The sequence below is a fragment of the Apilactobacillus nanyangensis genome (genome assembly GCF_016861915.1).
GTDB classification, from domain to species: domain Bacteria; phylum Bacillota; class Bacilli; order Lactobacillales; family Lactobacillaceae; genus Apilactobacillus; species Apilactobacillus nanyangensis.
Genome location: NZ_BOLX01000002.1, coordinates 15,019 through 30,873, shown reverse-complemented (window position 1 = coordinate 30,873; position 15,855 = coordinate 15,019). Strand labels below are relative to the sequence as shown.

Below are 15,855 nucleotides of genomic sequence, written 5' to 3'. Positions count from 1 at the left end.
TTATGTACGCTTAGAAACTGAGTATACTGGATTCGAACCAGTAAATTAAGGATTCAGAGTCCTCTGCCTTACCAATTTGGCGAATACTCAATAACTGATTACATATTTAATCTTAATACTCAAAATACCCTTATGTCAACGTCTATCAGCATTGACAGTGCTAAAAATGAATAGTAGTATAAATATATAGTGATTGATTAGTGATATTGCCCGCTGGTCAAACTGGTTTAAGACGTCGCCCTCTCAAGGCGGAGTTACGGGTTCGATCCCCGTGCGGGTGATAATAAAGAAAAAGACAGCCAAATAACGGCTGTCTTTTTCTTTGCTAGTAACTAATAGCTTTGTAGCCACTTCGTTTCCATAGCTTAGTTAATTCCTTAACTGTAATCGTCTTGTTCAAACCATCTTCTGGATCAAAGTAAAAGAAGACTCGGTGGTTAAAACCAAATAGGACAATACATTGATTATCTCGTCTGCCCCATAACATCACAGGACGGTTACGATTAATCTGACTTCTCACACGACGGTATGACTTCTTAGTCAAATCCTTGTAAGAGCCAACACTGTTAACTAGGATGCTTTTAAAGGTTGCATCGGACAAGTTATCAGTAATCCTGCCAAGCTTATCGTACACATCAAAATCTGATCTAGAGAAATGAACCAATACTGATAACGCCTTTTCCTCGTTAGAAGCTTCGTTATTATCCTTACTGGCCTGTAAATTTAAGATTCTGTAGTTCTTACGAATGAATTTGTTAGGAATCCATCCGGCATCACTTTCGTTTTCAAAGTGCAACCATAGATGTTTTTGGTAAAAACCGATTTGATCAATTTCAAATTTTGCTTTCTCGTCTGAATGATTGAATGCTTTGCGTTGATGCTTCCCCGCTTGCATTTCATTGACGTACCACTTTTCCATCTTACGGTGCTTTAAACGCACGTAAAAGTGTGGCACATTTTCGTTTGCAATTGAATTGCTTTTCATTAATTCACCCTCATTTATTTAGGTATAGACTCCATTATAACAATAAAATGGTGTAAAACGCACCCTAAATGGTGTTTTATATGATAATATCGTTTCACTGTCTTTATAAATATGGTAACATTGATATGTACCTTTTGGGGGCGTTATGGATTCGACGGGTATAGTTCGAATTCGGATTGCGTTCGCAGCGGCGTCTGCTCAACCGTCCAGTTTTTAAATTATAACTGCAAACAATAATTCAAACAACGTCGCTTTAGCTGCCTAATAAGCAGTCTACGACAATCCAACTAGCTTTGCCTAGGGGCTAACTTGGGTTTTATAATTGATAGGCTTACGTTACTTGCTCACACCTGAAGTTAAGTAAAAGAGATTAATCAGGTTAGCTGATCATGTTAACCCCGGAATACGGTGCTTTGGTCAGTGAAACTTCAAATAGTATCCCTATGAGCGTAGATATTCAAATGGCGATATGCTCGGACGCGGGTTCGACTCCCGCCGCCTCCATAAAAAAAAGCTGTTGTAATCAATGAGTAAAATCATTGTTACAGCAGCTTTTTTGTTTTTTGAATTCAAATATTCACAGTATGTAAAAAGACCATCCAAAACCTAATTGGATGATTCCTTTTTAAATATATAGGTACTTATTTATAGTCAATGTAATAATAAAGATAAGAAATAAAGAAGTTTAAAAAGTATAAGTTATATATATATCATATAACTATAATTGTAGTTTCATGCATCAGGCTTTTTTCTAAATATCTTCAGAATAATCCACTAATTCTTCCTATTAAAAATTGTTTGTACAATACTGTAGCAATTATAAATAAACCACCCAATAACTGTACCGGAGCTAAATGTGTCCCAAGAAAAGCAACTGATAAGACAGTAGCAGTCAATGGTTCAAAAGCACTTAACATACCTGTCACTGATGGTGAGATATACTTCGTACTCATCAAATATAGCAAGTATGCCAACATCGTACCAAAGACAATAATGAAGGCAATACTAATTATTGTGATCATTGATACTTTAGGAGCAGAAGTACTTAAGACAAAACCAGATAGCGGTAAACTACCTAATAGCATTCCCCACCCTACTATCAATTTATCATCAAAGGATGATAACAATTTAGCAGGAATTAAAGTATAAGATACCTGACTAACACCAGCCCCGATACCCCATGCAATCGCAGCGATTGATAAAGCTAGCGAATCAATGTGTCCATTAGTTACTAGCAAAAAAGTTCCTGTCAAAGTCAAAATTACCGAAACTATTTCAGCAAAGTTAGGTAACTTATGATTAAAAACGGTAACGTATCCCATAATAAAATGGGGCCAAAAAATTGTAGAACAGATGCGGTTGGCACATTGCCATATCTAATTTCCATAAAATATGTAAGTTGGAAAGGAAGCATTCCTAAAAGTGCAAAGGCGATTAATGTAAGTATTTCTCTCTTATTATGCCAAATTTTAAAAATTGATTCTCCCGTAGTTATCCGACTCCAGCATAAAAGAAGAAGTCCCGCAACAAATAATCTAATACCTACCAACCAAATTGGTGTTACCAAGTGATGTTCAAAAAGATATTCTGCAACAGTTCTGGACATACCCCAAAATATTGATTCGATTATTTCTAATATAATTCCTTTAATTCTAATAGCATCTTCCAAATCTATAATAAATTAAGTATATCATTATTCATAAATAAAATAGAGTAAATAAAAAGCCTGCCCAACAAGCGGACAGGCCAACCTAATTTGTGCGTGATTACATAGAGAGGTGCACAATTAGATTTATAGAGAGTTGTAAATAATAAACATTAAGATAAATCATCTGGAATGACTACCTACTTCTGTATTATACGAAAATATTAAGAAAAAGTAAAGTTTATTAATTTTTTATTAAGATTATATTGTGAGTGTTAAAATCATATAATCTGAATATTCACTACATCTTTATTATAAATTTTCATTTTACAATCATAGATAACTGAAACGTAATCATAATTAATAAGATAGAATATATCTTATTTTAAATCTATTTCTAAAAAAGAGCTTATATAGCAAGCTCTTTTTAAACCTCATTGATATGACATACTTCTAAAACTTAGTCCGTCGATCGATTTTTTAATTAATCGTTCTAAACCTCATTGATATGACATACTTCTAAAACTGGTTCAAAGGCATTTATTGACTATCTACAGTTCTAAACCTCATTGATATGACATACTTCTAAAACGCAATCATACGAGTGTGTTCTTCGTAGCTGGTTCTAAACCTCATTGATATGACATACTTCTAAAACTGCTTGTTGCCAGAGCTTAGCCCAGTCATCGTTCTAAACCTCATTGATATGACATACTTCTAAAACTCGTATCATTTTTATAATTGTAACTTGCTAGTTCTAAACCTCATTGATATGACATACTTCTAAAACTGGTTCGCCATAGAAGAATGAACCTTTACCGTTCTAAACCTCATTGATATGACATACTTCTAAAACTGGTGTGTCTACGGTTACGCATAAAAGTAAGTTCTAAACCTCATTGATATGACATACTTCTAAAACAGAAAGTAGAACGAACAGCATCAGATGGTCGTTCTAAACCTCATTGATATGACATACTTCTAAAACCGATATTTTATAATCAAAATCTAATTTTTAAGAATGCCAGTCAACAAAGTTATCATCTATAAAGTAATACTGACAAAATGAAAAATCAGTATTATTAATATCATTGTTTTTACCAAATTCAATATCTAATAATGGAACTTCAAACTCCTTACATAATTTTTCAATGCTTTGTAGCTGATCGCTGTTCAAATAATTAGCTAAATTATTTACAACAATCAATGACTTATCTTGAGTTTCCATCTTTAACCTTATCAATAATTCTATTATATCATAAGGATTTCCTTCAATGTCTGGATTTAAATGAATATTCAGCTTTTTTATAGTTTTTTCTATATCAATATCTTGAGTAATTAATAATGGTATATCCCAAAAAAACAATTTTTCTTGAATAAAATTATTCAACGATGAAATATTTCTTTGCATATAGTCGATATCGTCATTATCAAAATAACCAACTACCTTCTTTATAATAGAACTAATTTGTTTAGTAGATAGACCATTAAAGCTAATCAGATCTCCGTAAAAGTCAATATATTTACTTTTTTCCAATTTATTATATTCATTATCAAAAACTTTTATTAAATCATTCCTATCATTTAATCCATTTAATATATCTAAGTAAACCGATTGACTAGAAGTTTTTATAATCATTAAATCATCATCCAAAGGTTCTATCTTGTCATGAGTATCGTAAGAAATAATCATAAGATAATTGTCCTTTCGGATGAATTTCTAACATCTTCTTTCTTTTTCCCAGTTATAAAATGCATATCATTATACTGCTTTTCTGTCATCATAAAGCTCTGTATTAATCCCTTTTCTGGTGCAAATGCCGAAATCTTATTCTCTAAAAATTGTGCGGATTGTTTCGTCACACATACACGGCAATAAACTGAATATTGAATCATCAAAAAGCCTTGATTAATTAATTTCTTTCGAAAGCGTTGATAGTTCCTTTTATCATCTGAAGTTTCTGTTGGTAGATCAAACATTATTATCAATCTCATTATCCGGTACCTCATTTTTTAATTCCACCTTTAAATCAAAATTTTTACCATTATTCAAATAATCAAAACAATCTGCAACATATTTGTTAATAGCCGTCTTAACTAACATTTCTTTCTCCTTGTAAAATATTTCCATGTTTAAGATTTCCACTAGACCGAATTTTATATCCGGAGTAAGAGAATTCATCTTCTTACATGAAACCCAATAATCAATAATCGGCCTAAATGGTTCCATTAAATCCGAACTAAGATTAAACGTGTTTTCTAAGCTATGATGATGAATACCAATATATGTTGAGAATCCCTGACTTACAATTTCACGATTAAAATTAGATAATAAAATTGAATATCCATAGTTTAGTGCTGCATTGATTGCTAAATTTTGATTTCGACTAAAATCATTATAAAAAAGCAATTTAAAATATTTTCTAGCTACCACTGCCTCTCTATTACTAGAATCTCCTATCTCAATTTTATCAATTTCATTCTTTATATCTTGAATATTATCTCTATGTTTATATTTTAGAACTGCCAATTGATTAATCATTTTTCTTGTTACTATTTTTGTCCAAAGTACTTCTTTTCGTCCATCATCCCAAAATATTTGTTTATTAATTTTTTCAATATTTTTGTTATTAGGATAATTATTAACAATCTCACATGCTGGATTCTGATATTCGTCAGAGAATATGATTTTTGCGTTTACTTTATTTAGTCGATTAATCAGTTCAGTCGTGATCACTGCTTGAGTTGTACTAATTAATAATAAATATACATCATCGATAGGAATCTTATTAATTCCTTCCATTGTTTGAACAATCATACAATTACTAGAATAAGATATTTTAGCATGACTCGAAATAATAACACTTCTCCAGCCCATGTTTACTCCTCCTCACAAAAAAAGACGATTAATAATCGTCTTTTTTATTTTTATAAATCTTTTAATCTAACCTTTCTTTCAAATAACCCTGATGGTGATTGATAAATAATAATCGAATTATTAGATAGTGTAATACCTTTGGGTATTTGTATTTGACCTAACGGTGTTGTTAAGTGTAATTCTTTAATAGAAACAATAGAAGCATCACAGTGCAATCCTTGCATAATTTTTAATAAAATTTCCTTCTTTCCACTTTCTTTTCCGTAATTCAAATTAGGAAGTTTCTCAAAATATTCAATACCTCTGTTTAATTTCTCCCTAAACTTATTAATATCAAATAATGGGAATCTATCATTAACAACTTTTATGACTTCCTTATAAAGGTTAACAAATTCACTGTTAGCTTCATCCGTAGATAATGAATTAAGATAACGTTCATTACTTAAAATTCTAATATTCTTCATATTAATAACTAGCTGTTTGGCATTATATTTATAAGTGGAACTTCCAAGTGTAAACTTTTCATCACCATCCTGAATCAATTGACCATACATAACATTATCAACTACCACTCTAAAATCAATTTTCTTTCTATTTAACTTAGCTTGAACAATTCGATTTAAAGTATTTTCGTATTCTGTTTGATTTTTTGAACTTCTTAACTCTTGCATAAATCTCATAGGAATTCCTACAACTTTGTAAACAAAACTATCTTTTTTAGGATACTTAACAATTACCATATGGTGATCAACATTCCCAGTTCTAAATCCATATAATTCTGGGTTACTGTTCTTTTTAACTGGGATTGGTGATGCTACATTATTAATTCTCTTCGCCGAATAAACAGTTTGATCAGATAGTTTGTCATCCTTTGTTGATACTTCACGAGTTATCAGCATAAACTTATATTGATAAATTTTCTTAATTGTTTCGATAGCGTGTTTTCTATCTAAAATTAATTCACCAGATTGTTCGTCATAGATTTGGTTAACAAATTTATCAGATGGATTGGTAATATCGTGCAAGAAGTTGAAGGTTTTAACATTATTTGCATCATTAACATCAAATTTCTTAAAATCACCATAGACAAACATCCCTCTTAATTTTGGATATCGGTTATATAGGTATCCACCAATAAAAGTAGTTAGATATGCATCTAAGGCGTGATGATAATCATTTAATTCACGTATTTTGTATAGATTAAATGAGTGTCTCATTTGTGAGTTCATCTTAGCTTTAACTTCAATAATCTTTGTATTATCAGCTGAAAACTCATCAGACAAAATATTAGCCACTAATTTAATAACCTGACTAGTTTCTACCAATTGACGTCTAATAAATCCGTGCTTAGTGTATTTGCTTAGTGAATCTAAACCTTGCATTGTTAGGTTTAGATATTTTCTTTTACTAATTAATCCTAAATCATGCAAATGGCTCCATAATTTACGTGTTTCATTGCTAATGTTTAGTCCATTTAACGGAGTATTATTACCCTTCTTTTGATTGTTAGTATAGTAAGTCAATACACGATTATCAAAGGAATCATCCTTGTAGAATGATTGAGGAACGATGTGATCAATTTGGTAATTGTTTAAATCGTCAATATCAATTGATTTCCCGTCATACAAATCTTTACCCATTTGCATGAAGTATAGATAGTACTTATCTATATCCATACTATTCTTTTTACTCTTCAATTCATCATTTAATTCTTTTGAAATTTCTTTTGACAATTCTTTGTACTTTCTAGAAATTTCACTATGACGAGATCTAGTTAGTTCACCCTTATCCTCAGGGTTTCTTGTAAACTCAATGGAAATACTTTCAGGTGCTTTTCCTCCCATTGCTTTTTGAATATCCTTAACAATCTTATAGGTTTCCCTAATTGCTTTCTTATTTTGTGGAGAAGTGTATGCATCTGCCAATACACTTTCAATATCTGTATTCTTGATAAAATCACTATTAATTTCATCTATTTGTTTCTTAACTTCTGGTCTAGAAATAGCTTCCATAAAAGTCTCAGGTGTTTCAAAAAGTTGTTCAATGATGTTTCTACCTTCATCATTGTTAATACCTACCAATAACTTAGATGATAATCTTCCCCATCCAGAATAACGTTTTGCGACTAATTGCTTTAGTTCAGATTCAGATATCCAATTGATTTCATTTCTGACTTTTTCTTCAAATATGTGTCTATCTTCAAAAACAGTTGACCATTCGATTAAGCTTTCAAAATCATCCATTAATTCTAAATTGTTAATCTTATCACCAAAAATCTTTTGGAAATCAACATAACTGGTTAATCCATTGTTGAATTTTTCTCCATCAGACAATCCAGTAATCTCAATTGTATCCAAATGGTTAAAATTGCTTACTAAATAATTTTTTAATCGTTTAGCTGTAACTGTCTTAGTTACTTTAAACAAGTCATTAAATGCACCTTGTTTTTCAGCCTGACTAAGACGCTTATTATTGACCTTCACCACATTTAATTCATTTAACACCTTAAATTGTTGATATAACAAACTATTATCAGGCAAAACGTCTTCATTAAATAAATAAGTATCCTTAACTGTTAATCGTTTAATAAATCTAGATGCCGTAGCTTCCCTATCTACCTTTTGATCAAAGTTCCATGGGGTTATTTCACCATCTTCTTTGCGCTTCATCCATGCAAAAGATGCACCAGAAGTTTTGACTTGCTCCTCAGGTGTAATCAATGGTCCTGCATAGTATGGAACTCTAAATGCAACTAATTCACTAATTTTATATTTTGCAATATGTCTACGATTTTCATTAGGATTTAATTCACCTAAAAATGGGTAATACTTACTTTGTTTTTCAATAATTTGATCCATTTCCATTTGGTGTAATTGGTGTGGAATATTCCCATTTTGGTTATTTCGTTGTTTCAAAAGATATTCACCATTTTTGATATCTTGATCTATTTTTTTAACAATATCAATCAATTCAAAATCTGAATTCTCCAAATATGGATTGACAACTATTTGATTTATCACACTAATCAAAGATTCGTTAGTAATATGACCAGTTTTATAATCAATCACTTTTTTAATTGAATCTTTTTCTTTTAAAGATTCAATTGTACTTAACTCTGCTTGAGTAAACTTTTGGGCATCCATATTCCCAATGTATGCCGCATAAGCAACCTTCACAGCATATTTTTCATGAAATGGTAAAACATTCAATAATTTCTTCAAATCGTTTAATTGTTTTTTATGTAGTTCATATGAAGCAATCATCGATTCAGAAAGTCCCATTCCATTTGGAATAATTTGATTTAATCGAACTCTAGAGTAAATGACTTTTAGTGCATTTAAAATATTAATTCTTTCATCATCTAAATTATCAGCAAGTTCAAGCATCTTGTCATCACTAGATGCATCTGAAAAACTCAATGAAATTTTGGAACCATCATCAGTTTCATATGCCAACAACTTGTTAACATTAAACTTACTACCCACGAAAGATTTAGCAATTTCCTTAGAAATATCTTTTCTGAACTTATTAAATTGTTTTTCCAGTGACTTATCGTCTACGTCAGACACATTTCGATATAACAAATCAACAAGTTGCTTTGATTTATCTGAATTTCTAAGATCATTATTTAATAAGATAGATTCAATTTGATTAGTATTTTCAGAATTAAATACATAATTAACATCAATAGTCTCAAACAAATCATTCAAAGTAGGAATGAATGAACCTAATTTTAAATCAGATGCTTCAAAAGAAGATACTGGTGTATCATCCAAGAAATTACCACGATATTTGACAATATGTCTTAATGCTAAGTAAATTTCTCTAATGTCTGCTTTTTCATTGCTTGTCATTAATCGATGTCTTAGATGATAGATAGTCTGATTTCCATTATGATAAAATTCACTATCACTTAATTCTGGAAATAACAATGAACCAAAATATTTTTTTCTATCGTCTTTTGGGGAGATAGAAGATTGCTTTAATCGATTAAAAAAATCTTTATCTTTATGTACTATTTCATCATGGAATATATCATTTAATAATCGTAGTCTCCATTTACGTCGGTTGTACCTTCTTCTAGATGTACGAGCCATTCTTCTTTCTTGTGCTGTTTTACCTTCAGCAAACAAACGAGCCCCGATAACATTCTTTCCTTTTACACGAATTAAATTATTTTCGTCGTCTCTGGCTGCAAAACCCACAGAAGAAGTACCAATATCTAATCCTATATGATAATTTTTCAAAAAATCCCCTCTAATTTTATTTATGATTTTATTATATTTTTTTAATCTTACGCTTGCAAGTCTAATTTTTTTGTTATATAATTTTTCTTGTTGGTTAGCTACCAACATTTAAACCTTATTGATATGACATACTAAGTTAAAATCAAACGATTTAAGTTTCAATTTTTGATCTCGCTATCGGGACATTACATAAAAAAAGGCATCCACAATGTGGATGCCTTTTTTATAATTATCAATTAAATATTATGCTATAATTACTTATATAATTATAAGGAAGCGATGAAATGAAACATAGAATTTGGCTTTTACTACCGATTATCACAATGCTATTTGCGATAAGTTTTACGAATATATCCACTTCAGCTAATAACATTCAGGGAAATAAAGGAATGACATTAGATTGCGCGAGAACCTATTATTCTCCTAAATTAATCAAAGGATACATTAATACTTTATCGAAGAATAAAGCCAAGTTCGTCTTGTTACATTTAAGTGACAATGAACGTTTTGGTGTTGAAAATAGTTACCTGGGGCAAACTGTAAAGAAGGCAAAAGTCAAAAAAGGCATCTACTTCAATCGTAAGACTCATAAAGCTTTTTTAAGTAAAGGTCAATTAAAGAGTTTAATTAACTATGCAAAAAGTAAACATATTGAATTAATTCCTGAAATTGATTTACCTGGTCACAATAAAGGCATCGTAAAACTTCTTAGTTACACTAAAAAAGGTCGTCGTTTAAATAAACAATTAATCTACCGCAATGGATACAATGAATTTAAACTCTCAAAGAAAGGAACTCTAAGTCTTTCTAAAAAAATCCTATCCGAATATCTACCACTTCTTCCCAAGGGTAATCACATTGGTGTAGGATCAGATGAAATATCATTAGACAACAAAACTGAAGAAAATAACTTTGTTAAATATATTAACTCAATTGATTCATTTGTTAACCACAAAGGTTATAAATTAACTGCTTGGAATGATAGTTTTCATAAACGAACTATCAATCAATATCACAAAAACATAACTATCTTTTACTGGAGTCAAAATGGTCAACAAAGCGACCCAGATAGTCGCAAAGAATTAATTAGATTAAGAGCTACCTTGCCACAACTAGTTAATCATGGTTTCAAGGTCATTAATTGTAATTATTATTACCTATATGTAATTAACAACAAAAAGATGTTCACTGCTAAATCCCGTTTCCACTGGAAAGAATTACTATCCCAGTGGAATGAAAGAATTTGGGACGATAATAATAAATCTAACATTTACACTGGCAATAAAAAAATTGATTCTGCTCTTTGTATTTGGAACATCGAACAACCAGTTTACAGTGCCAAAAAGGACTATCAACTTAGTCAAGAATACTTAAATGCGTTCTTAAACCAAAGAGATTAAAATCATTCACTATCAAAATATTTATAGAGGAGCTGTCTACCATATTTAATAATTATGAATATTCCTCAACGTCTTACAAAGATTATCTTTCTCATTTAGTCTACTATGCAAATGAGCTCACCGACTCTTTGTTAAATTATTTAGAAAATGAATTCGATTTCTACTATGCATACGATATCAAGGATTCAAAAGAAGATCTGGATATAGATGATTTGGAAACAGTTTATAAAAAGGGCGCCGACAATAAGTATCAAGAAATTAGTGATGATGAATACAAAATGGCAGCATTTAAAATCTATGACATCATCCCCGGATGCATCTATGATTGGATGGTCGATTTTTTCTTCTACGAAAATGATAATGTCGAGGAATCTAATCAAACGTTATTAAATAATTTCCCGGAAATTAAAGAAGCACACATGGAAAGAGCTTGGTATAGTGAAACCTACAATACAATCCGTGAGCATCAACTATTTGATATGAAAGATTTCCCAAAACTATAAAAAAGAAGCCGTAATGGCTTCTTTTTTATTGGATATGTTTAATTAACCTAATCATGTTAGACTCAACCAATGAATTCGGACTACTTCCGATTTCATCAATTGGCACATTTCTTTCGTACTCTTGATAATAATTAACCCACTTAGCATCGATTTCACCATTTTGACCAAAACGTAATGGGGTTAAGTGAAAAAAATTCTCTAGTTCAAAAGCATATGTAACTAATTGTGAACAGTAAAAACTATCATAGTGATTTAAAAAGAGATTATTATAAGGCTTTCCAATCACCTTTTTAGCACGATTAATTACTACATCACTATCAATATCTGTAGTAACTCGATACAAGTCGATTCTTTGAGTTTCTCGATTGAATAAAAATTCGTCCAAACTCTGTTTAAGTACTCCGCAATTAGGAACAGCATGAATCACATAAGCGTTTCCATGATCAACGTAAACGATTGCCACATGTGAATAATAATGTTTAATCGCAGTTGTATTAGCAATTAAGTTAGAAAAATCATCTTTCTTTGGTTCAATCAGTAATAAATCAGCATTTTTCATAGTTAAATTCTTTCTTTTTTTTAATTTTTGAATGTTAAAATTTTTGGTAGTTTTATGAGGATTGATATTAATAGAAGGAAGTGAAAAAAGATTCGTAAAGATGTTGTTGCAGGTGGGTTCCAACTCATCGGATCATTTATTAACCTATTCACATTTACATACATAGCTTTACCATTAATTATTGGGGATAACACCAATCAGCACACCATTTTGTTAGGAGTGCTGATTACATTTATCAACTTATTTCAGATTATTTTTACTTTTATTTCAGCAAATAAGAAGAAGCTATTATTAGCTTCTTTCATCATCTTACTGATAGAAGTCTTTATAATCGGACTAGCAAGTCAGTTCCCATTTAATGAGACAATTATCGTATCACTTTCCACAATTATATTAACAATTCAGATTACAATAAACGTTTGAATAAAAAGAGCCATATCGGCTCTTTTTTTAATACATACGGTTAAAGTAATCCACATAGTATTGATTGTTTTTTAATCTAATCTTTGTCACGGATGTGTTATCTGGTTCAATCACCGACATCGGATCATCTTGTTGTTTCAGTGCGACTAACATGGCTGACTTAACAGTAAAACCGTGTGATACCAGAATAAACTTACCTTCCGGATACTTGGAAGAAATCTCTTCCATGAACTCGCTGACACGATTTTCGACGTGTTCGAAGGTTTCTCCATCAGCAAGTGGTGCATAACTAGGCAATACATCCTTTAGTTCTTCATCAAACACTTCCGTATATGTTCTCATTAATTCAGCATTGGATTGACCATCCCACTTACCATATGAAATTTCTAGCAAACGTTCGTCTTTTTCGATTGGTAAGCCCACTCCCTCATTTAAATAATCGGCAGTATCTAACGTTCTTTGAAGCGGACTAACGTAAATTTTATCAGCAAAACTAACATCAAAATGATCATGTAAATGCTTTGCTTGTTGCTTACCTAAGTCAGATAAATAGGTAATTTCAGAGTTAATCGTTCCCTGTTTTAACCCCTGTTGATTGGCGAATGTTTTACCATGGCGAACAAAATAAAACTCAGTCAAAATAAAACTCTCCTTTCAATAAAACACGTATATTTTGATTTATTATAACATTTTTGTTTCCAAATTATTATATGTGTGTTAGAATTTGGTTAAATTAAAGGAGGAGGTAATTAAAATGTTAAAGAATACAAATATTAATAATTTAATTGTCTCTTCCTGGTCTACACATCCATTTATGTAGGCCTATTTATACGAAACTTGCGCCCTGCATAGATGGTTAACATTTTGTGGGGTCTAAAAGACAATACACCTGAACTTAGTGGCCCCACAGAACTGTCTCTGTGGGGCTTTTTTATTTCGTTTAATCTATTTTTGGGAGTGAGAATTGTGACTGTATATAATTTTTCAGCTGGTCCAGCAATAATGCCGAAACCAGTTATTGATCAGATTCAACGTGAGTTGCCATCATTTGACGATAGTGGCATGAGTATTTTGGAGATTTCACACCGTAGCACCCTGTTTGAAAATGTATTAAATGACGCTAAGCAAAATATCAAGGACTTGATGCATGTCCCTGATAACTACCATATTCTTTTCTGCCAAGGTGGTGGAACCGGTCAATTTGCGGCCGTGCCTTTGAACTTAGCTAACCACAGAGAAAACATCGCCTTTTTAGATAGTGGCCACTGGAACAAGAAGGCCTATCAAGAAGCTGAACAACTAGGCTATGGAATTGACGTCATCAAAAACGATGGTCAACTTCCATATCCTAATGAAAACTTTGATGAACAACTTTATGATTACTTGCATGTAACCATCAACAACACGATTGAAGGCTCTACATACCATCCCAATCATTTGCCAAACGTCAAAGACATTCCATTAGTTGGTGATATGTCATCCAACTTCATGGCTGAACAATACGACGTCAATGACTTTGGCCTTATCTTTGCGGGTGCACAAAAGAACTTGGCCCCTGCTGGTCTAACAATCGTCATTGTAAGAGATGATTTAATCGATCCAGCCAAACATATTCCAACGATTCTAAACTACGAATCCTACGCCAAGAAGAACTCAATGTTCAACACTCCACCGGTATTCCCTATCTATGCGGCCAAACTAACTACTCAATGGCTATTAGATAATGGTGGTATTCCTGCAATGGAAAAACAAGACCAACAAAAGAGTGCCATGCTATATGACTATCTAGATCAATCAAAACTATTCCATAACAACGTTAAAAAAGAGGAACGCTCATACACCAACATCGTTTTCACTACCAATGACGATGACTTAGACGCACAATTTGTCGATTTTGCATCCAACCACGACTTAATCAGTCTAAAGGGTCACAGAAGTATCGGCGGTCTTCGTGCCAGTCTATACAATGCAATGCCAGTCGAAGGTGTTGGAAAACTAATTGATGTCCTAACTAAATTCGAACAAACTCGGGGGTAATAATTATGTATAACGTTAAAACTTTTAATGCCATTTCACAGGATGGTTTAGATAAATTCAGTGATAAATACCAAATTAACCAAAGCGACAATCCAGACGCCTACCTAATTAGATCCGCCAACATGTTAGATGCTGAATTCCCGGAAAACTTGAAGGTAATCGTCAGAGCCGGTGCTGGTTTTAATAACCTTCCTATCGATAGACTATCAGAATTAGGAATTGCTGCTTTCAACACTCCTGGAAGTAATGCCAATGCCGTTAAGGAAGTCGTCCTATCAATGATTATCGCATCCGTTCGTCACCTATTCCCCGTAGCGAACTTCTCAGCTAACAACTTACATGCTGATATCTCAAAGATGAAGAAAATCGACCCGCGTTTTAAAGGTACCGAAATTAGAGATAAGACCTTAGCTGTGATTGGTTTAGGTCATGTCGGTTCATTGGTAGCCAATGCCGCTAACGATTTAGGCATGGACGTCGTCGGATACGACCCCTACTTATCATCAGATGCAGCATGGCGCATTGAAAGTGATATTACTCGTGCCAACACTTTAGAAGATGCAATCAAGGATGCTGACATCGTCACTGTCCATGTTCCAAAAAACGATGAAACTACAGACATAATTGATGCCGAATTAATCAAGAAAATGAAGGACGGCGTAAGCATTCTAAACTACGCTCGTCTAGGAATCGTTAACAACAAGGCCGTTGTCGATGCTTTAGACGAAGGTAAGGTTGCTTCATATATTACCGACTTCGGTGATGATGTCTTAATGAATCGCGAAGATGTCGTCATTACCCCACACATCGGTGGATCAACCGTTGAGGCTGAAGGAAATGGTGCCGTCAGAGGTGCCAAAATTATCCAACGCTACCTAGAAACGGGGAACCTATCACAATCATTGAACTTACCAAACATGAACGTTTCAATGCATTCACCTTATCGAATCACCATAATTCATAAGAACATTCCAAACATGGTCGGACAAATCGCTACCAAGGCAGCTGACAACAACTTTAACATCAATCAAATGAGTAATGGTGCTAAAGGCGAGATGGCTTACACAATGGTCGATTTTTGTGACGAACCCACTGAGAAATTATTAAATGATTTACAATCAATCAACGAAGTGATTCGAGTTCGCGTTATCAAACGCAAATAAAAAAAGGAAACCTCA

At 32.3% G+C, this 15,855-nt stretch carries 13 protein-coding genes, 2 tRNA genes, 1 other RNA gene and 1 CRISPR repeat array; of the genes, 6 read left to right on the top strand and 10 right to left on the bottom strand.

What is annotated here, in order from left to right; translation table 11 throughout:
- Window positions 1-17 precede the first annotated feature (17 nt).
- A tRNA-Gln gene (locus JUD45_RS00460) sits at window positions 18-90 on the bottom strand.
- 117 nt (window positions 91-207) lie between these two features.
- Between JUD45_RS00460 and JUD45_RS00455 the strand changes: the two genes are divergently transcribed.
- Window positions 208-281: transfer RNA gene (locus JUD45_RS00455), tRNA-Glu, on the top strand.
- A gap of 44 nt (window positions 282-325) precedes the next feature.
- Here the strand turns inward: JUD45_RS00455 and JUD45_RS00450 are convergent.
- Complete coding sequence (locus JUD45_RS00450; RefSeq protein WP_138726577.1) at window positions 326-985, bottom strand: cysteine peptidase family C39 domain-containing protein; 660 nt, start codon at window positions 983-985, stop codon at window positions 326-328.
- A 136-nt stretch (window positions 986-1,121) separates the two neighbouring features.
- Here JUD45_RS00450 and ssrA point away from each other — a divergent pair.
- Window positions 1,122-1,492: a transfer-messenger RNA gene (gene ssrA, locus JUD45_RS00445) on the top strand.
- Window positions 1,493-1,746: 254 nt separating this feature from the next.
- On the opposite strand, the gene JUD45_RS00440 is transcribed toward ssrA, so the two are convergent.
- The 6 genes from JUD45_RS00440 to cas9 all read right to left on the bottom strand — a co-directional run bounded on the left by JUD45_RS00440 (window position 1,747) and on the right by cas9 (window position 9,755).
- Window positions 1,747-2,223, bottom strand: coding sequence for an EamA family transporter (locus JUD45_RS00440; RefSeq protein WP_190246327.1), 477 nt, complete (start codon window positions 2,221-2,223; stop codon window positions 1,747-1,749).
- A 32-nt stretch (window positions 2,224-2,255) separates the two neighbouring features.
- Complete coding sequence (locus JUD45_RS00435; protein ID WP_138726575.1) at window positions 2,256-2,654, bottom strand: EamA family transporter; 399 nt, start codon at window positions 2,652-2,654, stop codon at window positions 2,256-2,258.
- Between the two features lie 400 nt (window positions 2,655-3,054).
- A CRISPR array of direct repeats spans window positions 3,055-3,618; the repeat unit is 36 nt; unit sequence GTTCTAAACCTCATTGATATGACATACTTCTAAAAC.
- A gap of 27 nt (window positions 3,619-3,645) precedes the next feature.
- On the bottom strand, window positions 3,646-4,323 hold the full coding sequence (csn2, locus tag JUD45_RS00430) for a type II-A CRISPR-associated protein Csn2 (protein ID WP_138726574.1): 678 nt from the start codon (window positions 4,321-4,323) through the stop codon (window positions 3,646-3,648).
- Window positions 4,320-4,625, bottom strand: a complete 306-nt coding sequence (gene cas2 / locus JUD45_RS00425; protein ID WP_203619443.1) for a CRISPR-associated endonuclease Cas2 — start codon at window positions 4,623-4,625, stop codon at window positions 4,320-4,322. Before cas2 ends, csn2 begins: the two co-directional genes overlap by 4 nt.
- Window positions 4,603-5,508: a type II CRISPR-associated endonuclease Cas1 gene (gene cas1, locus JUD45_RS00420; RefSeq protein ID WP_138726572.1), complete on the bottom strand. Its 906-nt coding sequence runs from the start codon at window positions 5,506-5,508 to the stop codon at window positions 4,603-4,605. Before cas1 ends, cas2 begins: the two co-directional genes overlap by 23 nt.
- A 50-nt stretch (window positions 5,509-5,558) precedes the next feature.
- The gene (cas9, locus tag JUD45_RS00415) at window positions 5,559-9,755 is read right to left on the bottom strand and encodes a type II CRISPR RNA-guided endonuclease Cas9 (protein WP_236018460.1); all 4,197 of its coding nucleotides are present in this window, start codon (window positions 9,753-9,755) and stop codon (window positions 5,559-5,561) included.
- 284 nt (window positions 9,756-10,039) lie between these two features.
- Here cas9 and JUD45_RS00410 point away from each other — a divergent pair, with 284 nt between their 5' ends.
- Window positions 10,040-11,155, top strand: coding sequence for a family 20 glycosylhydrolase (locus JUD45_RS00410; RefSeq protein ID WP_138726571.1), 1,116 nt, complete (start codon window positions 10,040-10,042; stop codon window positions 11,153-11,155).
- 128 nt (window positions 11,156-11,283) lie between these two features.
- Window positions 11,284-11,658 carry a hypothetical protein gene (locus JUD45_RS00405; protein WP_138726570.1) on the top strand — a complete coding sequence of 125 codons (375 nt, stop codon included), beginning with the start codon at window positions 11,284-11,286 and terminating at the stop codon, window positions 11,656-11,658.
- A 25-nt stretch (window positions 11,659-11,683) separates the two neighbouring features.
- Here JUD45_RS00405 and JUD45_RS00400 read toward each other — a convergent pair whose 3' ends face one another.
- Complete coding sequence (locus JUD45_RS00400) at window positions 11,684-12,217, bottom strand: YiiX/YebB-like N1pC/P60 family cysteine hydrolase (RefSeq protein WP_138726569.1); 534 nt, start codon at window positions 12,215-12,217, stop codon at window positions 11,684-11,686.
- A 450-nt stretch (window positions 12,218-12,667) separates the two neighbouring features.
- Window positions 12,668-13,279 (bottom strand): histidine phosphatase family protein, encoded by a 612-nt coding sequence (locus tag JUD45_RS00395; protein ID WP_138726568.1) that lies wholly within the window; start codon window positions 13,277-13,279, stop codon window positions 12,668-12,670.
- 327 nt (window positions 13,280-13,606) lie between these two features.
- Between JUD45_RS00395 and serC the strand changes: the two genes are divergently transcribed.
- Entirely contained in the window at window positions 13,607-14,677 is a 1,071-nt protein-coding gene (serC, locus tag JUD45_RS00390; RefSeq protein ID WP_138726567.1) for a 3-phosphoserine/phosphohydroxythreonine transaminase, read from the top strand.
- 5 nt (window positions 14,678-14,682) lie between these two features.
- A complete protein-coding gene (locus tag JUD45_RS00385; protein WP_203619441.1) occupies window positions 14,683-15,840 on the top strand; it encodes a phosphoglycerate dehydrogenase in 1,158 nt (385 codons plus the stop codon).
- The last annotated feature ends 15 nt before the right edge of the window (window positions 15,841-15,855 follow it).